The following is a 23,223-nucleotide window of genomic DNA, read 5'->3' as shown; positions in this document are numbered from 1 at the left end:
GTCCTGAAATATGCATATGCATAGTTTCTATGCGTTTGCATAGTACATGACGCCGGCCGGAGTGACAGGGCCCCGAGTCGTACGTCGCCCGGCCCCCGACCGATCGGAACCCTCCCATGACGCACGCTCTCTCTCGCCGCGACCTCGACTTCCTACTCTACGAGTGGCTCGACGTCGAATCCCTGACCTCCCGCGAACGGTTCGCCGATCATTCCCGAGAGACTTTCGACGGCGTCCTCGACCTCACGGCCGACCTCGCCGACAAGTACTTCATCCCCCACAACCGGCTCGCCGACGCCTCCGAGCCGACGATGCGTCCGGACGGCACGGTCGAGATGATCCCGGACGTCCAGCGCGCACTGGCGGCGTATGCCGAATCCGGGCTGATCGCCGGACCGTTCGACCACGAGGTCGGCGGCATGCAGTTGCCGACCACCCTCGCGCGGGCCTCGATGGCCTGGCTGCAGGCCGCCAACGCCGGAACCTCGTCGTACGCGCTGCTCACCGCGGCCAACGCGGCACTTCTGGCCGAGTACGGCACGCCTCAACAGATCGACACCTTCGTCCGGCCCATGCTCGAAGGACGATGGTTCGGCACCATGTGCCTGTCCGAACCCCAGGCCGGATCCTCGCTGGCCGACATCACCACCCGCGCCGAACGCAGGCCGGACGGCACCTACCGGGTCGTCGGATCGAAGATGTGGATCTCTGGAGGCGATCACGAACTGTCGGAGAACATCGTCCACCTGGTGTTGGCCAAGACGCCGGGCGGCAAGCCCGGTGTGCACAGCATCTCGCTGTTCATCGTGCCGAAGTACCTGCCCGGCGACGACGGCGGCCGCGGCGAGCGCAACGATGTCACGCTCACCGGCCTGAACCACAAGATGGGCAATCGCGGCACCGTCAACACGGCGTTGGCCCTCGGTGACGGCACCCATCGACCGGGCGGCGAGGCCGGCGCGGTCGGCTATCTCGTCGGTGAGGAGTACCGCGGGCTCTCGTACATGTTCCACATGATGAACGAGGCGCGGATCGGCGTCGGCTTCCTGGCGACCGCACTCGGGTACGTGGGATATCTCAAGGCCGTCGACTACGCGGCCGGGCGCACCCAGGGCCGCCCGATCGGCGCCAAAGATCCGGCCGCGCCGCCGGTCCCGATCATCGAGCACCCGGACGTCCGGCGCATGCTGCTGGCACAGAAGGCCTACGTCGAAGGCGGTCTGGCACTGGGCCTGTACTGCGCGAAACTCGTCGACGACTTGGACACCGCCGCCGACGCGGAGACCGCAGCCGACCTGGAGTTGCTGCTCGACGTCCTGACACCGATAGCCAAGAGCTGGCCGTCGCAGTGGTGTCTGAAGGCCAACGATCTGGCGATCCAGGTGCACGGCGGTTACGGCTACACCCGCGACTACGACGTCGAACAGCACTACCGCGACAACCGCCTCAATCCGATCCACGAAGGCACGCACGGCGTTCAGGGGCTCGACCTGCTCGGCCGCAAAGTGATCATGCGGGGCGGCAGGGGGCTGAGCCTGCTCGGCGCGCGTATCTGCACGACCATCGACGCCGCCCGCGGTCGCGGCGGCACCGCGTCGGCGTTCGCCGACGGTCTCGACGACGCCTGGCGGCGGGTGGTCGAAGTGACGGGGACCCTGTGGGCGGACGGTGATCCCGCTACGGCACTGGCGAACTCCTCGGTGTACCTGGAGGCCTTCGGTCACGTGGTGGTCGCCTGGCTCTGGCTCGACCAGTATCTCGCGTGCGAAGACCGGTCCGGCGACTTCTACGACGGCAAGAGGATGGCCACGCGCTACTTCTTCGCCCACGAACTCCCGCAGACCGGACCGTGGACGGCCCTGCTCGCGTCTCTCGACGACACCACCGCGGTCATGGAACCGAACTGGTTCTGAATCGGTCCGTCCGTCGCCTCGGTCACCGTCCGGGGCGGGTCCGCACTTTGTGCGAGCCGTCGCACATCGGGGCGATGGTAGACCGGCCGCATCGGCAGAATGCGACCGTGCGCCGGCGGGGCGAATAGGCGGTACCATCGGGCTTGATCACCGAAATCGCCCCGCGTACCAATAGCGGCCCTGAAGGACATGGAATGACGGTGACGTCATCGTCCCGATGGTCGCCGCCCTGATCGTTGGAGGTCATTTGTCCTCAATTCCTGGGAACGTGCGGAATTCATCGCTCAGCGCGAGCCTACTCACCTCGGACGACGGCGCCAACGGTTCGCAGCCGCGCATGCCGATGCCCGCGCCCCGCGGCCCGGTGAGCGCGGCACTGGCCGAACTGCTGCTCGATCTCGACGGTCCGGCCGAGCCCCTCTCGGCCGCGGTCGCCGCACATCGCAGTCCCGTGCTGGACGACGAAGACGCCCAGCTCACCCTGACGATGCTGTATGAACTGCACCTGCGCGGCATCCGCGGCGTCGACGATCGGGCGGAGTGGGACCTGCGACTGCTCGAGGTGCGCGGCGAACTCGAACAACGTCTGGAATCGGAACTGAACGCGTTGATCGGCCCGATCGAGGACCCCGACGACGTCGTGGAAGCGTTGTTCCAGGCGAGCGCGGACGACGACGGTCCGCCGCTGGCGGCATTTCTCGCGCGGTCGGGAACCGTCGATCAATTCCGTGAACTCGTGATTCACCGATCGCTGAACCAGCTGCGGGAAGCCGATGTTCACACGCTGGGCATTCCGCGCCTGGGCGGCGCACCCAAGGCTGCGCTGATCGAAGTGCAGAGCGATGAATACGGCGGCGGCCGACTCGATTACATGCATGCCACTCTGTGGGCCGATCTGATGCGGGGAATGGATCTGGATTCCGGATACGCCGCATATATCGACAGCATTCCGGCTCCCACCCTGGCGGCCGTCAACACACTCTCCTATTTCGGCCTCCACCGCGGAAGGGTCCGCGAACTCGTCGGACATCTGTGCATGGTGGAGACCACGTCGTCACTGCCGAGCCGGCAGTACAGCCGTGGCCTGCGCCGCCTCGGATTCGGGCGCCCGGTCCGGCTGTTCTTCGACGAACACGTCGAGGCGGATGCGGTGCACGAGCAGCTCGTCGTCCGCGAGGTCGCCGGAGCGCTCGGCGACACACCCGACGGCCGCATCGGCCTCCTGCGCGGCGCACTGACCTGTCTGGCGGTGGAACGGCTGGCCGCACAGCACATCTGGGCCGCGTGGGAGGCGGGCCGGTCGTCGCTGCGCGTGGGGTCTGCCCGGTGATCGGCCGATGGGCGGTCGGCGAGGCCACCGCCGGCCGGATCCTCGGGACCCTGCCCCTGCCCCAGCCCACCGTGACCGCGCCGACGGGCGTGTACTGGCCGTCGGTCGACTCGGCGCTGCTGTGCCGTCGAATGGTGAACCACATGCAGACCCACCCGAAGGGCGTGACCTCGGTGATCGAGCTGTGCGCTGGGAGTGGAATCGCGTCGGTCTACGCCGCTCTGGCCGGCGCCCGCGTGACGGCGGTCGACGACACCCGGGAATCGGTCGAGGCGGTCGCGGTCAACGCGGCGTCGAACGATGTGACCGTCGACGTCGTCCGCTCCGATGTCCGCGCACTCCCTCGGCTCGATCCCGCCGACCTGGTGGTCGCCAACCCGCCGTATGTCCCGGCGCCCACGCACATGCCCGACGGACACGCCTGGAACGCCGGACCGAACGGCAGGAGCGTGGTCGACTCGATCATCGGCGTGCTGCCCGAGCTCGTTCGGCCCGCGGGTGCGGCACTGCTGGTCCAGTCGGACGTCTGCGGTGTGACGCCCACCCTCTCCGGACTGGCGGACCGGGGCTTCGACGCGGCAGTCACCGACGAAGTCGTTGTCGACTTCGGTCCGGTGATGCACGAGCGCGCGCTCTGGCTGGAATCGCAGGGCTTCATCGAACCGGGCGAACGCACCGAGCGCGTGGTGGTGATACGAGCCGTGCGGTCGACGTCGGCCGTGCCGCGGGGAGCGTCGCGATGACCGGGGCGTGGTCGGTGCGCCCGGAGGGCGACGGCGACGCGAAGGCGGTCCATGCGGTCAACGCAGCCGCGTTCCCGACGTCGGCCGAGGCGGATCTGGTCGACGAACTGCGTCGCGACCCGGCGGCGTGGATCGACGGGCTGTCGTATGTCGCGGAACAGGACGGCGAGATCATCGGGCACGCCCTGCTCACCCGGGCGACCGTCGGAGGAACGCCGGTACTGGCCCTCGCACCGTGTGCGGTGGTTCCGGCACAGCAAGGCACCGGCGTCGGAACGGCGGTGATCTCAGCACTGCTCGACGCTGCCCGCCGGATCGGCGACGAGACCGTCGTCGTCCTCGGCCATGCCGACTACTACCCGCGGTTCGGCTTCGTTCCCGCGTCCCGATTCGGTATCTCGGCGCCGGTCACGGTACCCGACGACAGCTTCCTCGCACTGCCGCTGACCGCCGCGGCGCGCGTCCCCTCCGGAGTCATCTCCTATCCGGCGGCCTTCGGCCTCTGACCACGACCGGAGTCTCCGGTCGATCACCGGCCGGCGTGCGGCCGATACCATTGGCCCGGAGATCCGACGAGAGGCAGACGATGACCACCGCGCCCGAAGCCGAGGGCAGTTTCGGCGAGCAGTTCATCGAAGAGTTCGACCGACTCCTCCGCTGGCGCCGCGACGTGCGACGCTTCCGGACCGACCCGGTCGAGCCGCGACTGATTCAGGAGATCGTGGCCGCCGCCGAACTGGCGCCGTCCGTGGGCAACAGCCAGCCCTGGCGATGGGTCGAGGTCCGGTCGCCGGAGCTGCGGGCAGTGGTGAAATCCACCTTCGCCCGGTGCAATGCGGAAGCACTGGAGGGATACCGCGGCGAGCGTGCCCAGCAGTACGCCTCGCTCAAACTCGCCGGGCTCGATCAGGCACCTGTCCATCTCGCGGTCTTCAGTGAGGACCACCCGCAGCAGGGACACGGCCTCGGTCGTCGAACCATGCCCGAGACCCTCGCCTACTCCGTGGTCACGGCGATCAGCAGTCTCTGGCTCGCCGCCCGCGCCCGCGGCATCGGCGTCGGCTGGATCTCGATCGTCGAACCCGACGAGGTGCACCGGGCCCTCGGCGTTCCGCCCGGGTGGCGATTCGTCGCCTACCTCTGCATCGGCTATCCGGAAGAGGTGAACTCGGTGCCCGAACTCGAACGCGCGGGCTGGCAGGCCCGGACCGACCCGGAGACGCGCTACTTCATCCGCTGACTCGCCTAATCGGTACCGATCACTCGTTCGGTCGTCATACGATCGCCAGGGCCGCGCATTTCGGCGGCCGGACGTGCTGCGAGAGGAATTCCCCATGACCGACCGAATCACCGCGCTCGATCTGCCCGCCGGAGAACTGAGCGCCGACACGCTCAAGTACTTCGACGTCTGCCGCGAGAAGCTCGGGATGGTCCCGAACGTCCTGCAGGCGTACACCTTCGACGAGACCAAGCTTCGCGCCTTCACCGCGATGTACAACGACCTGATGCTGGCCGACTCGGGACTGTCGAAGCTGGAACGCGAGATGATCGCCGTCGTCGTCTCGTCGATCAACAAGTGCTATTACTGCCTCACCGCGCACGGAGCCGCCGTGCGCCAACTGTCGGGCGATCCCGAACTGGGCGAACTGCTCGTCATGAATTTCCGGGCCGCCGATCTGTCCGATCGTCACCGTGCGATGCTGCTCTTCGCCGAGAAGATGACCGAGCAGCCCTCGAAACTCGACGCCGCCGATCGAGAGGCGTTGCGCGCGGTGGGCTTCACCGATCGCGACATCTTCGACATCTCGTCGACCGCGGCGTTCTTCAACATGACGAACCGGGTGGCGAGCGGCATCGACATGCGTCCCAACCCGGAGTACTCGGCTCAAGCGCGATGACGTCCCGGCATCACCCGATCTGCAGCGACGCATGGGCGGCCGTGACGGCGCGCTGCAGTTCGGAGGCGACCAGCCGGGTCGTCTGCGCCGGAGTGGCCGCAGCGACCGCATCGAGTGCGATCGGGACGCTGAAGACCACCACCGGGCGGTCCTGGTCCGGATAGGCGATGCCCGCGCACACCAACCACGGCCGACTCCCCTTCTTCAGTGCCCCGCTCGCGATGTGGCCGACTCCGCTGCTGACCTTCTGAAGCAGCCGGGGATCCTCCTCGTTGCACGTGCCCTCCGGGAAGATCGCGATCGAGTCTCCCCGACCCATCCGCTCGATGCAGACGTCCATCATCTGCTTGCCCGCGGTGGCCGCGGCGCGGAGACCGTGGTCCTTCTGGCGGAAGACCGGGATGCCGCCGAGGTCGTCGATCTTGCGGCGACGGTCCGGATCGTCGAAGAGTTCGTCTTTGGCCAGCACACGCATCCGCCCGATCCGCGGGCGCAGCGGCGACAAGAAGCCGGACGCGGCAAGGATGAACGGATCGGTCTGGCGCACGTGATTGGCGGCGATCACCAGCGGCACCTCGCTTCGCCGGACAACAGCGCGCAGACGGTCGTGCGCGTCGTCTTCGAAGCGAACACGCGGACGGTGTCGAGCCGCCAGCACGCCGTACATGGCGAGCGCCTTCATCCGGCTCTGACGGTGGTCGCTGTAATACCGGTACACCTCGTCGGCGTTCTCGAGCGTTACGTCCATGCGAGCTACGGTACCGTAACTTACGGTTCCGTAACCACGGGGAACAGCGTCGAGTCAGACTTTGACGAAGCCGTTCTCGACCAGCCAGTCGCGCGCGACGTCGGCCGGCTCGCGCCCGTCCACGTCCACCTGACGATTCAGCTCGCTGATCTGCTCCGACGTCAGCTTCGCCATCACCGGCGCCATCACCTTCGCGATCGACGGGAACTGTTCGTTGACATCGGAACGCATGGTGACCGCCGCGTTGTAATGCGGGAAGAACTGCTTGTCGTCCTCCAGCACGTTGAGGTTCAGTGCCTTGATCCGGCCATCGGTGGTGAAGACCTCTCCGAACACGCAATTCCCATTGGCGACCGCCTGGTAGATGATGCCGGTCTGCAGGATCTGCATCTGCACCTGCGCCGGATCGAACCCGTACTTGGCGGCCATACCCGGGAAGCCGTCCTGCCGGCTGCGGAACTCGGTCTCGACGCAGGTGGTCGCCGCCGCGGGATCCTTCTTCACCAGCGCGGCGTAGTCGGAGAGCGTCTTGACACCGGTCTTCGCGGCGTTCTCTTGATTCACCGCGAGGGCATAGGTGTTGTCCATCGGCGCCGGGTCGATCCAGACGATGCCGTTCTTCGCCAGATCCGCGTCACGGACGGCCTCGAACTGCTTGGTGGAGTCCGGGATCGGCTGTTCGTTGCCGAGATAGTTGATCCAGCCGGTACCGGTGTATTCGATCGTCACGTCCACCTGTCCCGCGGCCATCGCGTCGCGTGCGCTGTTGGATCCCTGAATGTTGGTCAGATCGCGGACGTTGGCGCCTGCGGCGGCGAGGGAGAAGCCGAGGATGTACCCCAGGATCACCTGCTCGGTGAAGTCCTTGGAGCCCACCGTGATGGTCTGTCCCTCGAGATCGGGCTGCACGGTGATCGAACCCGGCTTCACCGGCAGCGGAAGCGCACCGCCCGACTGCAGACCGCAGGCCGCGGCACCGAAGACGAGGGCGGCCACCGCGATCAGCGCGACGAGCGAGCGCAGTGGGCGGCGTGCGGCCGCGGGCAGGTGCGGTGTCATCGCAGCCCCTTGGGTCCGAGGTACCGTTCGGCGAGCGCGCCGAACCAGTCGACGACGAGCGCCAGCGCGACGGCCAGCACGGCTCCGACGACCAGTGTCACGTTGTCGCGCAACTTGTAACCGGTGTCGATCAGGATGCCCAGTCCCCCGGCGTCGACCAGGAAGCACAGGGTCGCGGTGCCGACCGCGAGCACCAGCGATGTCCGCAGGCCGGCGAGGATGAAGGGCACCGCCAGGGGCAGCTCCACCTGGGCCAGCACTCGCGGCTCCGACATCCCCTGTCCCTTGGCGGCGTCGATGGTCGCCGCATCGACCTCCTGCAGACCGAGCATGCTGTTGCGCAGCACCGGGAGCAGCGAATAGAACGCGATCGGCAGCACGCCGATCCAGAAGCCCGTCGTGGCGGTCCAGAGGAAGAAGAGCACCAGCAGACCGATCGCCGGCGCCGCCTGCCCGATGTTGGCCACGCCGATGAAGAACGGTGCCAACCAACGGAATCGACGTCGCGTGACCAGCACGGCGAGCGGTACCGCCACCACGACGACGATCGCGGCGATGGCGACGGTCAAGGCCAGATGCTCACCGACGAGCTGCCCGATGTACGACGGATTGATGGTCGCCTTCTGGGTGGCGGTCAGGTCGCGGGAGAAGGCCCAACCGAGCACGCCCGCCGCGAGCAGCACCGCGATCGTCGGCTGAATCCACAGCTGAAGATTGCTGGCCCTCCCGGCACCGGTCTCCTTGGACACCGCCTCCGCGCTGGTCATCAGCTGGTGCCTTCCGGCGAGGCGTCCGCGGTCAGGTCCGCAGCTGGGTCATCGGCGTGCGGGTCGACGATCGCGGGACTGCCCTCGTGCTCCTCGCGCAGCGCGCGAATCGAGTCGATCAGCGTCTCGATGGTGACCACACCGACGTAGCGGCCGCGGGCACCGGTGACCACGGCGGACGCGTTACGTTCGGCGAGGATCGCTTCGAGCGCGTCCTGGAGGGTCGAGCTCGTGGCGACCGTCTCACCGAGCGGGATACCGACGCCGCGAATCGACGATGCGCCGACCAGATGCCGCCCGTCGGTCCACCGGATCGGCCGGTCACGGTTGTCGAGGATGATTCCCCAGTCACTGCCGATCCGTGCAGCGAAGTCGGCGGTCGAATCTCCTTCGTGGGCCGTCGGCCGCTGCTCGATGTCCACGTCGCGCACGCGCAGCAGGTTGAGCTGCTGCAGCGACGCACCGGAGCCCACGAAGCCCTCGACGGTCTCGTTGGCGGGGTTGGCCAGAATCGCCTCCGGCGAGTCGTACTGCAGCACCTTCGAGCGCGCGCCGAGCACCGCGATCTTGTCGCCGAGTTTGACGGCCTCACTGAAGTCGTGGGTCACGAAGACGATGGTTTTGCGGAGTTCCGCCTGCAACTGCATCAACTGGTCCTGCAGGACGCCTCGGGTGATCGGGTCCACCGCGCCGAAGGGCTCGTCCATGAGCAGGACCGGAGGATCGGCGGCCAGGGCTCGCGCGACGCCGACGCGCTGCTGCTGTCCACCCGAGAGCTGGCGCGGATACCGACCGCCGAATTCGTCGGCGTCGAGGCCGACCATGTCGAGCAGTTCGTCGACTCGGTCGGCGATCCGCTTCTTATCCCATTTCAGCAGCTTGGGCACCACGGCGATGTTCTGTGCGACCGTCATGTGCGGGAAGAGGCCACCTTGCTGAATGGCGTACCCGATACTCTGTCGCAGTTTGTTCGCGTCGATCGACAGTGCGTCCCGGCCGCCGATGGTGATTCGGCCGCTCGTCGGCTCGATCAACCGATTGATCATGCGCATCGTCGTGGTCTTACCGCTGCCGGACGGCCCGACGAAGACCACGACCTCGCCTGCCGGAATGGTCAGAGAAACGTCTTCGACAGCAGGTTCGCGCTGGCCGGGATAGATCTTCGAGACATGCTCGAGAACGATCTCGACTCCGGAGATCTCATTCTCTGCGTCATCTTTGCTGTGGGTCAACGGATCCCTTTCGACGTTGTCAATCGGCCGATCAGGACATAGATCCCGTCGAGGATCAAAGCCAGGATGACGATCAACACGGTGCCCGTCAGCGCCTGCGGAATAGCCGTGGGGCTACCGACGCGCGACAGACCGGAGAAGATGAGATTGCCCAGGCCGGGGCCCTTCGCGTAGGCCGCGATCGCCAGGATTCCCATCGCCATCTGCGTCGCGACACGCATGCCGGTGAGGATCGACGGCCATGCCAGCGGCAACTCGACCCGCGTCAGCACGCGGAGACGACTCATTCCGATGCCGCGTGCGGCATCGGTGACCGCGGGGTCGACCGCGCCGAGACCGACGATGGTGTTACGCACGATCGGCAGAAGCGAGTACATCGTCAGCGCAATGACGGTCGGCGGAACACCGAGGCCCACTATCGGAATGAGCAGACCGAGAAGTGCGAACGACGGAATGGTCAGAATGGTGCTCGAGAGCGCCGTTGCGATAGCCGAGCCTCCGGGGCTGCGATATACCGCGATTCCGACGCCCACTCCGATGATCGTCGCCAGGAGTAGACACTGAATCACTGCGCTGACGTGCAAGTAGGAATCGACCACAAGCTGCGACTTGCGGCTCGATATGAAATCCCAGATCCCGTTCAGAACAATTCCCCTCTATTAGCGTTTTCACCGTAGCGCATATCGGCGGACGGTTCGCGCGGTCACGGTGTAATCGCAGGTCAGAACCTAGCGTCGCGCACCGATTCCGACAGAGCGCAAAGGAGCGACGTTCACACTTCGGCGGCGGCTGCGGGCGTCGAGACCCCGCCGGTGGCCGCACACGCGACCCGAGCCCTCCGGGAGCCTCCGACTACCATGCGTGGGAACGGTTCATCGGAGGAGGCAGCAGGTGTCGGACAACGAGGAGCAGCTCGTCGACGTGCGTTCGCTGCACCACCGGCTCGTGCGGATCAATCGAGTGCTGCGGGTGGCCGGTTCCGGTTCCGGTCTCAGCGCTGGAACCGCCGCGGCCCTGTGGTCGATCACCCAGCACGCACCCCTTCGGCTGTCCCGGCTGGCCGAGATCGAGTCGGTCTCCACCCCCGCCATCTCGCGGATCGTCACCGGCCTGGAGGACATGGGCTACGTGGAGCGGCGACCCGATCCACTCGATGCGCGGGCCAGACTGCTCTATCCCACCGAATCGGGGTGCGAAGTGGTCTCGACGACGCGGAACGCCCGGGTACGGCGGATCGCCGAGGCTCTCGAGACGCTCGAACCGGCCGACCGGCAACTCGTCGAGCGCGCCTTCGAACTCCTCAGCGACGCCCTGGCGGCGAGTGAAGTCTGAGCCGCCGCCGGATCAAATGAGTGCCGAGATCCGGTCCGCCGCCTCGACGAGCGCGGTCACGAGCCTGCAACGCTCGCGACCGTCCACCGCCGATTTGAGCACCCCCAGCTGCAACTCGAACTCGGCCTGGTCGCCGGTGAAGACCGGTGCTGCGAGATAGCTGATCGGCTGCGCGTCAGCGCCGTCGAGTTCGTCGTCGGAATACGCACGCGACGACAATTGCGCGAGCCGGCGGGTCGCCGTGTGGCGGAGCGCGGGGTCGATGAGAAGCGGACCCACCGCGCCGAGCAACTCGGCGAGCACCTCGACGAGCATCGCGTCCGACGACTCCGGGCGGTACGCCGCGAAACCGCGCCGACGTACCGATTCGAGCAGGAGCCTCCGTCTCGGACGGTCTCGCTCGCCCAGCCAGGCCTCCTGGTCGGCCTCCCGCCAGGCCATCGCCGCGGCCCCGACGGGAAAGACGATCGCCAACGACTGGCCGAGCCCCAGTCCGGGAACCGGCCGCACCTCGCTGTGCCGTTTGGCGACGACGGTCATCGCGCCGGGCGCCATCCGCGCGAGCGTCACTCCGCAGTCGGTGGCCGCGACGAGTTCGTCGAGGACCTGCGCCACGTCCGGATTCGGCAGGTGAAACGCCGGAGGCGAGACTCCGCCGAGTGCCATCGCCGCCGGGCCCAGCCGATAGGCACGAGAGGCGTCGCGCTCGGCCCACCCCGCGTCGTCGAGCTCGGCCAGGATCGCCGACATCGTGGCGCGGGCCACTCCCAGCTCGTCGGCGATCTCCGCGATGGTCTGCGGGCGCTCGACGCGGGCGAGGAGTTCGAGGGTGTCGATCACCCGGCGCGTCGGTGGCGATCCGGCCATGTGTGTCCTCCCCCCGCATGCGTGCCGATCTTGTGTTGCGGCTCATACCCCGCTACCTTGTGACGGATATTCAATCACACCTATTCGAATATTCGATTCATGAAGGCGGTCCCATGAGCCAGACCCAGTCCCTCGAGGGCAGAACAGCGATCGTGACGGGTGCCGGCCGCGGCATCGGAGCCGGCATCGCGCTCGGTCTCGCGGAAGCCGGCGCCGACCTGGTGATCGCTGCCCGCAGTGCCGACCAACTCGAGCAGGTCGCCGACCGGATCCGGAGACTGGGCCGACGCGCGATCACCGTGCCCGCGAATGTCGCCGAAGACGACCCCGCCGATCTGGTCGAGGCCGCCACGCGGGAGTTCGGTGCGCTCGACATCGTCGTCAACAACGTCGGCGGCGCCCTCCCGAAGCCCTTTCTGCAGACCAGCGTCAAAGCGCTCGTCGGTGCCTTCGCGTTCAACGTCGGGACGGCGCACGCGCTCAATCTGGCGGCCGTACCGAGCATGCTGTCCAACGACCGCGGCGGTTCGATCATCAACATCACCTCGTCCATCACGACTCAGCCGGGACGCGGGCTGCTGGCCTACGGAACGGCTAAAGCGGCCCTCGCGCACTACACCCGGATGGCCGCGCAGGACCTGTCGCCGCGCATTCGGATGAACGCCATCGCACCCGGCACCATCAACACACCCGCGCTCGGTTACGTCGCCGAGGACGACGCGATCCGCGAGGAGATCGTCAGCCGCACCCCGTTGCGCCGACTGGGTGTGCCGGACGACATCGCCGCCGCTGCGGTGTTCCTGGCAGGCGACGGCTCGGCGTACATGACCGGCAAGACCATCGAGGTGGACGGCGGTCTCATCGCCCCCAACATGGTGATGCCGCTCCCCGATCTCTGACCGCCCGCCCATCACCGGCCGACGACCTCCCGCCGACAGCCCCTAGGACTCCCCCATGACGATCACCTCCGCCGACGATCTGCGCGCCATCGAGACCGTGAAATACCGCTACCTGCGAGCCGTCGACACGAAGGACTGGTCGGCGCTGGCCGACACGCTCACCGACGACGTGCACGCCGAATACGGATCGCAGGTGAACGGCCGGCCGCTGACCTTCGACGACCGAGCCTCTCTGGTCGCACATCTGAGCACGATCATGGCTCCGACCATGGTGACCGAGCATCGCGTCGACCATCCGATCATCGAAATCGACGGCGACACCGCCACCGGCAGCTGGTACCTGCAGGACCGCGTCATCGTTCCGGAGTACGACGTCATCATCATCGGAGCCGCGTTCTACCGCGACGCCTACCGGCGGACACCGGACGGCTGGCGCATCAGTTCCACCGGATACGAGCGCACCTTCGAGGCGCGAGGCAGTCTGTCGGCGGCCCGGATGCACGTGGAGCAGGGACCGGCCGTCCGCCGGCCCGCGACGTAGCGCGGGAGCCTCCGACACCGGGTTCAGCCGGCGCCGGTACCCGCGCCCACGTACTCGGCCAGGTGCCGGCCGGTGAGGGTGGAAGCCGATGCGACGAGGTCGCGCGGCGTTCCCTCGAAGACCACGCGGCCGCCGTCGTCACCCGCGCCCGGACCGATGTCGACGATCCAGTCGGCGTGCGCCATGACCGCCTGGTGATGCTCGATCACGATCACCGAGCGCCCCGCCTCCACCAGGGCGTCGAGTAACCCGAGCAGTTGTTCGACGTCGGCCAGATGCAGTCCGGTCGTCGGTTCGTCGAGGATGTAGACGCCGGCCTTCTCAGTCATCGCGATCGCGAGCTTGATGCGCTGGCGCTCGCCTCCCGAGAGCGTGGTGAGCGGCTGGCCGAGGGTCAGATAGCCCAGTCCGACGTCGGAGAGACGCTTGAGGATCTTGTGGGCTGCCGGCGTGCGTGCGTCACCGTCGTCGAAGAACTCCAACGCCGTGTCCACCGACATCGCCAGCACCTCGCTGATGTCCCGGCCGTCGACCCGGTAGTCGAGCACCGCGGCGTCGAACCGCTTCCCCTCGCAGACTTCGCACGGCGTCGCCACGCCGGCCATCGTGGCGAGATCGGTGTAGATCACACCCGCGCCTTTGCAGTTCGGGCACGCGCCGTCGGAGTTGGGGCTGAACAGAGCGGGTTTGACTCCGTTGACCTTCGCGAAGGTCTTCCGGATGGCATCGAGCAGACCGGTGTAGGTCGCCGGGTTGCTTCGCCGGGAGCCGCGGATCGCCGTCTGGTCGATCGACACCGCGTCGGCGTCGGCGGGCAGCGAGCCGTGGATCAGGGAGCTCTTGCCCGACCCCGCGACACCGGTGATGACGGCGAGTACGCCGAGCGGGATGTCGACGTCCACGTGGCGCAGATTGTTGGTGGTGGCGTCTCGGATCTCCAAGAATCCCGACGGGGTCCGCACACTGTCCTTGAGCCGCGCGCGGTCGTGGAGATGACGCCCGGTCAAGGTGTCCGAGGCCGCCAATTGCTCGACGGTGCCCTCGAAGCAGATCTCGCCGCCCAGCGATCCGGCGCCCGGCCCGAGGTCGACCACGTGGTCGGCGATCACGATGGCCTCGGGTTTGTGCTCCACCACCAGGACGGTGTTCCCCTTGTCGCGCAGTCGCAGCAGCAGGGCGTTCATCCTGGCGATGTCGTGCGGATGCAGTCCCACGGTGGGTTCGTCGAACACGTAGGTGATGTCGGTGAGCGATGATCCGAGGTGGCGGACCATCTTGGTGCGCTGTGCCTCCCCGCCCGACAGTGTTCCGGTGGGCCGTTCCAGGGACAGGTAGCCCAGGCCGATCTCGACGAACGACTCGAGTGCCGCATGGAGCTTCTCGATCAGCGGTGCCACCGTCGGCTCGTCGAGCCCCGCCACCCAGTCCGCGAGGTCGGAGATCTGCATCCGGCATGCGTCGGCGATGCTGACTCCGCCGATCCGGGAGTTCCGGGCGTGCTCGGCCAGTCGGGTGCCGTCGCACTCCGGGCAGGTCGTGGACGTGACCGCGCGTTCGATGAAGGCCCGCACATGCGGCTGCACAGAGTCGATGTCCTTGGACAGCATCGATTTGGTGATCTTCGGGATGATGCCCTCGTAGGTGAGGTTGATGCCCTCGACCTTGATCTTGGTGGCTTCGCGATAGAGCAGATCATCGAGTTCGCGATCGGAGAACCGGCCGACGGGCTTGTCCATGTCGAAGTAGCCGCTGCCCGCGAAGATGCGGCCGTACCAGCCGTCCATGCTGTAGCCGGGCACCTTGAGCGCTCCGCCGGACAGCGACTTGTCCGCGTCGTAGATCTCGCTCAGGTCGATGTCGGAGACCGTTCCCATCCCCTCGCATCGCGGGCACATCCCTCCGAGTTGCTCGAAGGACCGTCTGACCGCCTTGGTCTGCTTGCCTCGCTGGACTTTGATCGCACCGCCGCCCGACACGGTCGGGACGTTGAACGAGTACGCGTTGGGGCTGCCCACGTGGGGATCGCCGAGCTTGCTGAACAGGATCCGCAGCATCGCGTTGGCGTCGGTGACGGTGCCGACCGTCGACCGCGGATTCGCACCGATCCGCTCCTGGTCGACGATGATGGCAGTGGTGATGCCGTCGAGCACATCGACGTCCGGGCGGGCCAGCGTCGGCATGAATCCCTGGACGAACGCGCTGTAGGTCTCGTTGATCAGCCGTTGCGACTCGGCTGCGATGGTGCCGAAGACGAGCGAGCTCTTTCCGGACCCGGAGACTCCGGTGAAGGCGGTGAGCCTGCGCTTCGGCAGTTCGACGCTGACGTCTTTGAGGTTGTTGACCCGCGCGCCACCGACTCTGATGACGTCGTGACTGTCGGCGGGCGCGGTAGTGGGGCGGTCGGCAGACATGGAGCACATTGTCCCCTACCCGGACCGGATCGCGTGGACGCTCCGGGAGGGGCCCGGTCCAGGTATTGTTCGGTGGTTCCCACACTGCCGCATGTCAGATAGCTCAGGTGGCGGGGGATGCTCGAAGAATCGTCAGACCGGAGGCCGAGTGAGCCAGGCGCGCAACCATCGAGACTGGGCGATCGTCGGCGTCGTGGTCGCGGCATTGATCACGGTCAACGCCCTGGCGCATTTCGCCGGGCATTGGCCGGGGCTCCTCGCGGTTCCGGTGGGCGCGGTCGCGGTGGTGCTCCTCGCGCGGATGCGGGGCCTGGCGTGGTCGGAGATGGGCATCAGCTCCTCGGAGCTGAAGTACGGGTTCCGGTGGTCGGCGATCGTCGTGGTCGCGGTCGTCGTGGTGGTCGGTGCCGGCGTCGCCATCCCCTGGACCCGGACGTTCTTCCTGAACGACCGCTACTCGTCCGCGCGTGACGCGCTGCTCGCCGCTCTTGTGTGGATTCCCGTGCAGACCGTGCTTCCCGAGGAACTGTTGTTCCGCGGTGTGCTGCAGGGATCGTTGCGGCGAGTGATGAGCCGGCGGCTCACTCTGATCGCCGGTGCGGCCCTGTTCGGTTTGTGGCACATCGCCTCGTCGCTCGGACTCTCGGCGGGGAACGCCGGTGTCACCGACGCGATCGGCGCCGGCGTCGGAGCCGCCGTCGCCGGCGTGGTCGGCGCGGTGGTCGCGACCTCCGCGGCCGGATGGATCCTCGGCTGGCTGCGCTTCCGAACGGCCAATCTGCTCGCCCCGATCGTCCTGCACTGGACTCTCAACGCCTCGGGTGCGCTCGGCGCCGCCCTGGCCTGGCAGCTGCTCTGACTCGCGCCGATCAATTCCCGGTCTGCACGCGGAGATTCACGATCGCCTTGTCGACTTCGGCCCTGGTGGTCGCATCGTTGATCGGACTCACTCCGAAGGCGAAGGTCATCGGAGAACTGTTCACGACGACCACCGTGACATCGTCACCGAGCACACCGGAGCGCTGATTGCGGACGTCGATGCGAGCCCGGATCAGCGTGTACTCGGTGATCTTGTTGTCGAGCCGGTCGTTGCGCACGTCCTCGATCCGGGCCGGTGAGGCGTCGACTCCCGAGTACCCCGAACTCGACGACAGACACTCCACCAGTTTCCTGGCGATGGGCTCCGTGCGATCGCGGAAGGATGCGGGCAGCGTGCCGACGGCGATCTGCGCCATCCACCCCGACGTGCCGACCGGGCGTGAGGCCTTGATGCCGTTGGCCGTCTCCGCGAACGGGATCTGCGAGATGTTGTCGGGATCCCAGCCGCTGACCGGAAGGTCGTTCGACGGAATGGAGATCGGTCCGGTCCCGACTCTGGACGCGGACGACGACTGCGTCGTGACCCCGCCAGCGCACAGCGTCGGAACGCCGGCGACCACCGCGGGCCCGCCGGCAGTGGTCGAGGGAGCCGAGGTACTCACCGGCGACGACGTCGACTCGGGAGCGGACGGCACGGTGGACGTCCCGGCCGCGGTGTCGGGACCGTCGTCGCCGCGGAAGACGAAGAATCCGGCGACCGCGATCGCCGCGAGGACGACCAGCACTATCGCCGCCACGATCACGGCTTTCCGCCTGCCGGTGTCCGGCGGCTCGGGCGGATACCCGGGCGCACCGTAGGGCTGCTGCCGGCCGAAGTCTCCGGGCGGCGGCCCGAAATGAGGTGGCTGTTGTGCCGGGAGCTGCTGTATCGGGGGCTGCGGTACCGGAGATTGCGGTACCGGGGGCGGGCCGAAGGCGCCGATTCGGGGACGCTGCGGGTAGGGCTGCGCCGGCGACGGGCCCTGCTGCGCCGGCGGCGACTGCGGCGCGAGGGGCGCGGTGGGCTGTGCCCCGCTGTGCGGTGGGGTCGGAGCCGGATTGATCATCGTCGGCGCGTACGCCGCCGGAGCCTGCGGCGTCGCCGCCTGCGGTGTGAAGCCCGGTCTGCGCAGCGCCCCGTCCAATTCGTCCGCGAACTCTCGGCACGTCCGGTACCTGCGGGCGGGGTCCTTGTCCATCGCCCGTGCGAGGACCAGGTCGACGGCGGGTGCCAGAGTGGGCAGAACCGCGGTGGCGCTCGGGGCCGGAGCGTGGAGATGAGCGTTGATGATGTCGGTCGGTTTCGCGAGCGGGAACGGCGCTCGGCCGGTCAGGAGCCGGAATGCGGTACAGGCGAGCGCGTATTGGTCGGTGCGTCCGTCGAGTGCGGCCCCGCGCAACTGCTCCGGTGAGCAGTACTGGATCGACCCCACCGTCAGGTTCGCCGCTGTCAGCGCGGTGTCGCTGGTGGTGGTGCGAGCGATTCCGAAGTCGGTGAGATACACCTTGCGGTGCGCCGCGGTCGAGTCGTCCACCAGAATGTTCGCGGGCTTGACGTCGCGGTGCAGCATTCCCCGCGAGTGCGCGTAGTCGAGAGCGTCCGCGACGGCGCCGATCATCTCGCAGACCGTCGCCGGGTCGAGCGGTCCCGACTGCTGGAGCAGGGCGTCGCCGTCCGCCCCGGGGACGTACTTCATCGCGATCCAGAGCTGCCCCTCGAACTCACCGCGGTCGTACACGCTCACGATGCCCGGGTGATCGAGTTGGGACGCCAGATCGGCCTCACGGATGAACCGGGCCCGATAGGTGGGGTCACCGGTCAGCTCGGCGGGCAGCACCTTGAGCGCATCTTCCCGGGGGAGCCGCGGATGTGCGACCAGGTACACCTCCCCCATGCCGCCGACCCCGAGTCTTCGCTCGATCAAGTAGTTGGCGAAGTACTGGCCCGGGCTCAACATGGGAACAGCCTAGGTCATGACCTCGCATGCAGCGGCGCATGCCGCAGCACGGCGTGCACCAGCGGCGGAACGATCAGCGCGGCGGCCGCCCCGACCAGAATGCCTGCGGTCACATCGGTGATCCAATGCATTCCGAGGTAGAGCCGGGATGCGGCGGCCGCGAGCGCCACGGCCAGCGCTCCGCACGCCGCGACGACTCTGGTTGCGGCGGACGTCGACGCCGCGGTGACCGCGACCAGCCCGAACGCGAGCGCCGCGGTGCCGGTGGTGTGCCCGGACGGGAACGACCCAGCGGTCTCATGGGCCTCGAGTTGCCAGGCGACCGGAGGCCGGGTCCGATGCACCGCGATCTTGAACACCTCCGCGACGGCGGCCGCGGCCACGACCGTCGAGAGCAGGGCCGCGGCTCGCTCGACGCCGCCGTCTCGGCGCCACAGGACCATCGCGGCCACCGCGCCGAGCACGATGGTTCCGACAGGGCTGAGAACGGTGGAGAGAAACACGGCGACGCCGGTCGCGGTTCCGGAACGCTGTCCGAGCGTCCACTCCCACACGCTCCGGTCGGCGGCGAGCGGGCCGTGGACGTCGTAGACGACCGCACCGAGTGCGACGGTCGTGAGCAGCAGTAGGACTCCGACGGTCATCGAGGGCTTCGGCATACCGACCATCGTCGGCTCCGCTCACTGAGCAGACGCTGAGAAGTCCGCAGGTCGGGGCCCGATCTGCGAACCATGAGCAGTGCGGTGGGACGGCTTCTGCGGTATCGGCGCCAAGGCGCGTCTCCTGCGGCTAGGTTGGCAATGATCGCGGGCGCCGCTACGGTGCCCATTTCTGTGAGAGGCGCCATGGAGAGCATCGAAACCGCGGCCGGTCCGATCGACGCGGACCGCCTGGGCAACGTGCTCTCCCACGAACACATCTTCGTCGTGAACGACGACTATCGCGTCAACTTCCTGCCGGATTGGGACGAGCAGGACCAGATCGATGCGGCGGTCGCCACGCTGACCCGACTCAAGGCCTCGGGCATCGACACACTGATGGATGTCTCGGTGCCCGGGCTCGGCCGCAATGTGGAGCGGATCGCCGCCGTAGCCGACCGCGTGGACCTCAACATCGTGCTGGCCACCGGCCTGTACACCTATCACGATCTGCCTTTTCAGTTCCATTACACCGGACCCGGACTCGGTTTCGACGCGCCGGACCCGCTCGAGCGCCGGTTCGTCCGTGACCTGACAGTCGGCATCGGCCGCAGCGCGATCAGGGCCGGGTTCCTTTACTGCGCGATCGAATCCGAGGGATTGAGCACGGGCGTCGAGCGCGTGATGCGGGCCGTGGGACGGGCGGCTGTCGAGACAGGCGCGCCGGTGGTGGTTCACACGAACCCGCACACCGCATCCGGACTGGTGGCCCAGCGGGTCCTGGCCGAAGAGGGCGTCGATCTGAGCCGGGTCCGGATGTCGCATTGCGGTGACACCACGGATCTGGACTACCTCATGAGGCTGGCCGATGCCGGCTCGCTGCTCGGACTCGATCGATTCGGCGTCGACGTCCTCCTGCCGTACGCCGACCGTATGCGCACGCTTCTCGCTCTGATCGAGCGCGGGTACTCCGACCGGATCATGCTGTCGCAGGACGCCTTCTGCTTCAGTGACTGGTTCGAACCTGCGAGCCTGGCCGAGGCCGCGCCGGACTGGGACTACTTCCAGGTGACCGGACGCGTGATTCCAGATCTTCTCGCCGCCGGCGTGAGCCGCGAGGTCATCGACACGATGATGCGCGCCGTCCCTCGGGCCTTTCTGACCAGGTCGGCGGGCTCGTCCGTGTCGAGTGACGCCGTCATCACCGTGGCAGATTTCGAGAAAACTGGATTTAGTCCAGAAAAGCCGTAGAGTGGGGGCATGGCCACCGACTACTCCACCGTCATCCGGCGATCCGGGCTGAGAGTCACCCGGCCCAGACTGGCCGTGTTGGCGGCCGTGGACGCGCATCCGCATGCCGAGACCGAGACCGTTCTGACGACGGTTCGCGAAGAACTGCCCGGCGTCTCGCGGCAAGCGGTGTACGACGTCCTCCACGCGTTGACCGACGCCGGCCTGATCCGGCGGATCCAGCCGTCGGGACACGTCTGGCTCTACGAGACGCGGATCGCGGACAACCATCACCACCTGGTCTGCCGGGTATGCGGAGACGTCCGCGACGTCGACTGCGCGGTCGGTGAGGCCCCGTGTCTGCAGGCGGCCACCGACCACGGCTTCCAGATCGACGAGGCCGAGGTCATCTACTGGGGCGTCTGCCCCGACTGTCTCGCCGCCGAGGACGTTCCGGGCGACTCCGGTCGTCCTGACAGTTCAGCTCACTGATCGCCACCCCGGAGTTTCACCCACCGAAAGGAACCGCAGTGTCCGACCCACAGCCCGTTCAGAACGCATCAGGATGTCCGGTCCACGCGGCCGCGATGGCAGCCCCTGCCGAAGGCGGCGGCAACCGTGACTGGTGGCCGAAGCAGTTGAATCTCAAGCTCCTCGCCGAGAACCCGGCCGAGGGCGACCCGATGGGCGCCGACTTCGACTACGCCTCGGCCTTCGAATCCCTCGACCTCACCGCGGTCCGCCGCGACATCGAGGCGCTCATGCGTGATTCGAAGGCATGGTGGCCGGCCGACTACGGCCACTACGGCCCGCTGTTCATCCGGATGGCCTGGCATTCGGCCGGCACATACCGCGTCGCCGACGGTCGCGGCGGCGCCGGCCACGGCATGCAGCGGTTCGCGCCCCTCAACAGTTGGCCCGACAACGCGGGCCTCGACAAAGCACGCCGACTGCTGTGGCCGATCAAGAAGAAGTACGGCTCCGCGCTCTCGTGGGGCGACCTCATCATCTTCGCCGGCAACGTGGCCCTCGAATCGATGGGCTTCAAGACCTTCGGGTTCGCCGGCGGCCGCACCGAGAAGTGGGAACCGGAGGAGATCTACTGGGGGCCGGAGACCACCTGGCTCGACGACGAACGCTACACCGGCGACCGCGACCTCGAGAATCCGCTCGCCGCCGTCCAGATGGGCCTCATCTACGTCAATCCCGAAGGCCCCAACGGGAATCCGGATCCGCTCAAGGCCGCCGTCGACATCCGCGAGACCTTCGGCCGGATGGCGATGAACGACGAGGAGACGGTCGCCCTGATCGCCGGCGGTCACACTTTCGGGAAGACGCACGGCGCGGGTCCGGCCGACCATGTCGGACCGCTGCCCGAGGACGCTCCGATGGAGAACATGGGGCTGGGCTGGAAGAGCACCTACGGCACCGGCTCGGGTGCCGACGCCATCAGCTCCGGGCTCGAGGGAGCGTGGAACAGCACGCCGATCACCTGGGACAACAACTTCTTCTGGACCCTCTTCGGCTACGAGTGGGAGACGTACATCGGTCCGGGCGGAGCCATCCAGTGGCGGCCCAAGGACAACGCCGGTTCCACCAGCGTCCCCGACCCGCAGGATCCCGACAAGCGGCATCAGCCCATGATGCTGACCACCGACATCGCCCTGCGCGAGGACCCGGTGTACGGCAAGATCTCGCGCCGCTTCCTGGAGAACCCGAACGAGTTCGCCGACGCCTTCGCACGCGCGTGGTTCAAGTTGACGCACCGGGACATGGGCCCGCTTCCCCGTTACCTCGGCGACGAGGTCCCGTCGGAGACCCTGGTCTGGCAGGACCCGGTCCCCGTAGCGGACTACGAGCAGATCGACGACGCCGACGCCCAGGCGCTCAAGGAGCGGATCCTCGATTCGGGCCTGACCGTGTCTCAGCTGGTCAAGACGGCGTGGGCGGCTGCGGCGTCGTTCCGCGGCAGCGACAAGCGCGGCGGCGCCAACGGCGGTCGTCTCCGTCTCGAGCCGCAGCGCCACTGGACCGTCAATGAGCCCGCTGAGCTCGACGTAGTGCTCCCCGTCCTTGAGGGGATCGCCCAGGAGTTCAACGCCGGGTCCGGCGTCAAGCAGGTCTCGGTGGCGGACGTGATCGTCCTCGGCGGGGCAGCGGCGATCGAGAAGGCCGCGGGTGCGGCCGGCCACACGGTTCAGGTGCCGGTCTCACTCGGCCGCACCGACGCCACGCAGGAGAACACCGACGTCGAGTCGTTCAAGGTGATGGAGCCCCGCTGGGACGGTTTCCGCAACTACCTCGCCGCCGACGCGCCGATCCCGGCGGAGTACCTGCTGGTCGACCGCGCGCAGCTGCTTCAGCTCAGCGCCCCGCAGATGGCGGTGCTGGTCGGCGGTCTGCGTGTGCTCGGCGCCAATCACGGACGATCGCAGCACGGGGTGCTGACCGACCGTCCCGAGACGTTGACGAACGACTTCTTCGTCAACATCCTCGATATGGAGACAGAGTGGACCGACGCCGGCGACGGCACTTTCGTCGGCGCCGATCTCGCCACCGGAGAGAAGCGGTGGACGGCCACGCGCGCCGACCTCGTCTTCGGAGCCAACGCCCAGCTCCGGGCGCTGGCCGAGGTGTATGGGGCCGACGACGCCGAAGCCAAGTTCGTCGACGACTTCGTCGCCGCGTGGACGCAGGTGATGGACGCGGACCGGTTCGACCTGCACCGCTGACCGACTGACCGGGCCGAGATCCGTCGGGTCAGCGGCGTCCGAGGGCGATCCGCCCTCCGGCACCGCT

Annotated in this window: 23 protein-coding genes; 13 read left to right on the top strand and 10 right to left on the bottom strand. The window is 67.6% G+C overall.

Features of this window, described 5'->3' with window-relative positions; genetic code table 11:
* The first annotated feature begins 116 nt into the window (after positions 1 to 116).
* The gene (locus ACE11G_RS08300) at positions 117 to 1,913 is read left to right on the top strand and encodes an acyl-CoA dehydrogenase (protein ID WP_375004027.1); all 1,797 of its coding nucleotides are present in this window, start codon (positions 117 to 119) and stop codon (positions 1,911 to 1,913) included.
* Between the two features lie 22 nt (positions 1,914 to 1,935).
* Here the strand turns inward: ACE11G_RS08300 and ACE11G_RS08295 are convergent, their stop codons facing one another.
* Positions 1,936 to 2,160, bottom strand: a complete 225-nt coding sequence (locus ACE11G_RS08295) for a CDGSH iron-sulfur domain-containing protein (protein ID WP_375004026.1) — start codon at positions 2,158 to 2,160, stop codon at positions 1,936 to 1,938.
* A 90-nt stretch (positions 2,161 to 2,250) separates the two neighbouring features.
* Between ACE11G_RS08295 and ACE11G_RS08290 the strand changes: the two genes are divergently transcribed.
* The 5 genes from ACE11G_RS08290 to ACE11G_RS08270 all read left to right on the top strand — a co-directional run bounded on the left by ACE11G_RS08290 (position 2,251) and on the right by ACE11G_RS08270 (position 5,884).
* Entirely contained in the window at positions 2,251 to 3,243 is a 993-nt protein-coding gene (locus ACE11G_RS08290; RefSeq protein ID WP_375004114.1) for an iron-containing redox enzyme family protein, read from the top strand.
* On the top strand, positions 3,240 to 3,986 hold the full coding sequence (locus ACE11G_RS08285) for a methyltransferase (RefSeq protein WP_375004025.1): 747 nt from the start codon (positions 3,240 to 3,242) through the stop codon (positions 3,984 to 3,986). The genes ACE11G_RS08290 and ACE11G_RS08285 overlap by 4 nt, the downstream gene beginning before the upstream one ends.
* A complete protein-coding gene (locus tag ACE11G_RS08280; RefSeq protein ID WP_375004024.1) occupies positions 3,983 to 4,492 on the top strand; it encodes a GNAT family N-acetyltransferase in 510 nt (169 codons plus the stop codon). The genes ACE11G_RS08285 and ACE11G_RS08280 overlap by 4 nt, the downstream gene beginning before the upstream one ends.
* Before the next feature lie 80 nt (positions 4,493 to 4,572).
* Positions 4,573 to 5,226 carry a 5,6-dimethylbenzimidazole synthase gene (gene bluB / locus ACE11G_RS08275; protein ID WP_006895033.1) on the top strand — a complete coding sequence of 218 codons (654 nt, stop codon included), beginning with the start codon at positions 4,573 to 4,575 and terminating at the stop codon, positions 5,224 to 5,226.
* Positions 5,227 to 5,320: 94 nt separating this feature from the next.
* Positions 5,321 to 5,884 (top strand): peroxidase-related enzyme, encoded by a 564-nt coding sequence (locus ACE11G_RS08270; protein WP_006895034.1) that lies wholly within the window; start codon positions 5,321 to 5,323, stop codon positions 5,882 to 5,884.
* A gap of 10 nt (positions 5,885 to 5,894) precedes the next feature.
* Here the strand turns inward: ACE11G_RS08270 and ACE11G_RS08265 are convergent, their stop codons facing one another.
* The 5 genes from ACE11G_RS08265 to ACE11G_RS08245 are packed head-to-tail and all read right to left on the bottom strand — an operon-like array spanning position 5,895 to position 10,334.
* The gene (locus tag ACE11G_RS08265; RefSeq protein ID WP_375004023.1) at positions 5,895 to 6,632 is read right to left on the bottom strand and encodes a 1-acyl-sn-glycerol-3-phosphate acyltransferase; all 738 of its coding nucleotides are present in this window, start codon (positions 6,630 to 6,632) and stop codon (positions 5,895 to 5,897) included.
* A 54-nt stretch (positions 6,633 to 6,686) separates the two neighbouring features.
* Positions 6,687 to 7,691 (bottom strand): glycine betaine ABC transporter substrate-binding protein, encoded by a 1,005-nt coding sequence (locus ACE11G_RS08260; RefSeq protein WP_231650211.1) that lies wholly within the window; start codon positions 7,689 to 7,691, stop codon positions 6,687 to 6,689.
* Positions 7,688 to 8,458, bottom strand: coding sequence for an ABC transporter permease (locus ACE11G_RS08255; protein WP_006895037.1), 771 nt, complete (start codon positions 8,456 to 8,458; stop codon positions 7,688 to 7,690). The genes ACE11G_RS08260 and ACE11G_RS08255 overlap by 4 nt, the downstream gene beginning before the upstream one ends.
* Positions 8,458 to 9,690, bottom strand: a complete 1,233-nt coding sequence (locus ACE11G_RS08250) for an ABC transporter ATP-binding protein (RefSeq protein ID WP_375004022.1) — start codon at positions 9,688 to 9,690, stop codon at positions 8,458 to 8,460. Before ACE11G_RS08250 ends, ACE11G_RS08255 begins: the two co-directional genes overlap by 1 nt.
* On the bottom strand, positions 9,687 to 10,334 hold the full coding sequence (locus ACE11G_RS08245) for an ABC transporter permease (protein ID WP_174302276.1): 648 nt from the start codon (positions 10,332 to 10,334) through the stop codon (positions 9,687 to 9,689). Before ACE11G_RS08245 ends, ACE11G_RS08250 begins: the two co-directional genes overlap by 4 nt.
* A gap of 247 nt (positions 10,335 to 10,581) precedes the next feature.
* On the opposite strand from ACE11G_RS08245, the gene ACE11G_RS08240 reads away from it, so the two are divergent.
* On the top strand, positions 10,582 to 11,022 hold the full coding sequence (locus tag ACE11G_RS08240; RefSeq protein WP_045538462.1) for a MarR family winged helix-turn-helix transcriptional regulator: 441 nt from the start codon (positions 10,582 to 10,584) through the stop codon (positions 11,020 to 11,022).
* Positions 11,023 to 11,034: 12 nt separating this feature from the next.
* Here ACE11G_RS08240 and ACE11G_RS08235 read toward each other — a convergent pair whose 3' ends face one another.
* Positions 11,035 to 11,889, bottom strand: a complete 855-nt coding sequence (locus tag ACE11G_RS08235; protein ID WP_375004021.1) for a MarR family transcriptional regulator — start codon at positions 11,887 to 11,889, stop codon at positions 11,035 to 11,037.
* Positions 11,890 to 12,002: 113 nt separating this feature from the next.
* On the opposite strand from ACE11G_RS08235, the gene ACE11G_RS08230 reads away from it, so the two are divergent.
* Both ACE11G_RS08230 and ACE11G_RS08225 read left to right on the top strand, forming a co-directional pair.
* Positions 12,003 to 12,788, top strand: a complete 786-nt coding sequence (locus tag ACE11G_RS08230; RefSeq protein WP_375004020.1) for an SDR family oxidoreductase — start codon at positions 12,003 to 12,005, stop codon at positions 12,786 to 12,788.
* A gap of 55 nt (positions 12,789 to 12,843) precedes the next feature.
* A complete protein-coding gene (locus ACE11G_RS08225; protein WP_375004019.1) occupies positions 12,844 to 13,329 on the top strand; it encodes a nuclear transport factor 2 family protein in 486 nt (161 codons plus the stop codon).
* 23 nt (positions 13,330 to 13,352) lie between these two features.
* On the opposite strand, the gene ACE11G_RS08220 is transcribed toward ACE11G_RS08225, so the two are convergent.
* Entirely contained in the window at positions 13,353 to 15,740 is a 2,388-nt protein-coding gene (locus tag ACE11G_RS08220; protein ID WP_006895044.1) for an excinuclease ABC subunit UvrA, read from the bottom strand.
* Between the two features lie 148 nt (positions 15,741 to 15,888).
* On the opposite strand from ACE11G_RS08220, the gene ACE11G_RS08215 reads away from it, so the two are divergent.
* Entirely contained in the window at positions 15,889 to 16,599 is a 711-nt protein-coding gene (locus tag ACE11G_RS08215; protein WP_006895045.1) for a CPBP family intramembrane glutamic endopeptidase, read from the top strand.
* 10 nt (positions 16,600 to 16,609) lie between these two features.
* Here ACE11G_RS08215 and ACE11G_RS08210 read toward each other — a convergent pair whose 3' ends face one another.
* On the bottom strand, positions 16,610 to 18,556 hold the full coding sequence (locus tag ACE11G_RS08210) for a protein kinase (protein WP_375004018.1): 1,947 nt from the start codon (positions 18,554 to 18,556) through the stop codon (positions 16,610 to 16,612).
* Between the two features lie 14 nt (positions 18,557 to 18,570).
* On the bottom strand, positions 18,571 to 19,215 hold the full coding sequence (locus tag ACE11G_RS08205) for a phosphatase PAP2 family protein (protein WP_375004017.1): 645 nt from the start codon (positions 19,213 to 19,215) through the stop codon (positions 18,571 to 18,573).
* A 186-nt stretch (positions 19,216 to 19,401) separates the two neighbouring features.
* On the opposite strand from ACE11G_RS08205, the gene ACE11G_RS08200 reads away from it, so the two are divergent.
* The 3 genes from ACE11G_RS08200 to katG are packed head-to-tail and all read left to right on the top strand — an operon-like array spanning position 19,402 to position 23,156.
* Positions 19,402 to 20,445: a phosphotriesterase gene (locus tag ACE11G_RS08200; RefSeq protein WP_375004016.1), complete on the top strand. Its 1,044-nt coding sequence runs from the start codon at positions 19,402 to 19,404 to the stop codon at positions 20,443 to 20,445.
* Positions 20,446 to 20,454: 9 nt separating this feature from the next.
* Complete coding sequence (locus ACE11G_RS08195; RefSeq protein ID WP_006895049.1) at positions 20,455 to 20,916, top strand: Fur family transcriptional regulator; 462 nt, start codon at positions 20,455 to 20,457, stop codon at positions 20,914 to 20,916.
* A gap of 38 nt (positions 20,917 to 20,954) precedes the next feature.
* Positions 20,955 to 23,156, top strand: coding sequence for a catalase/peroxidase HPI (katG, locus tag ACE11G_RS08190; protein ID WP_375004015.1), 2,202 nt, complete (start codon positions 20,955 to 20,957; stop codon positions 23,154 to 23,156).
* The last annotated feature ends 67 nt before the right edge of the window (positions 23,157 to 23,223 follow it).

It is taken from the genome of Gordonia sp. PS3, from assembly GCF_041950545.1.
Taxonomy (GTDB): Bacteria; Actinomycetota; Actinomycetes; order Mycobacteriales; family Mycobacteriaceae; genus Gordonia; species Gordonia sihwensis.
This window is presented reverse-complemented; position numbering and strand designations above follow the sequence as displayed.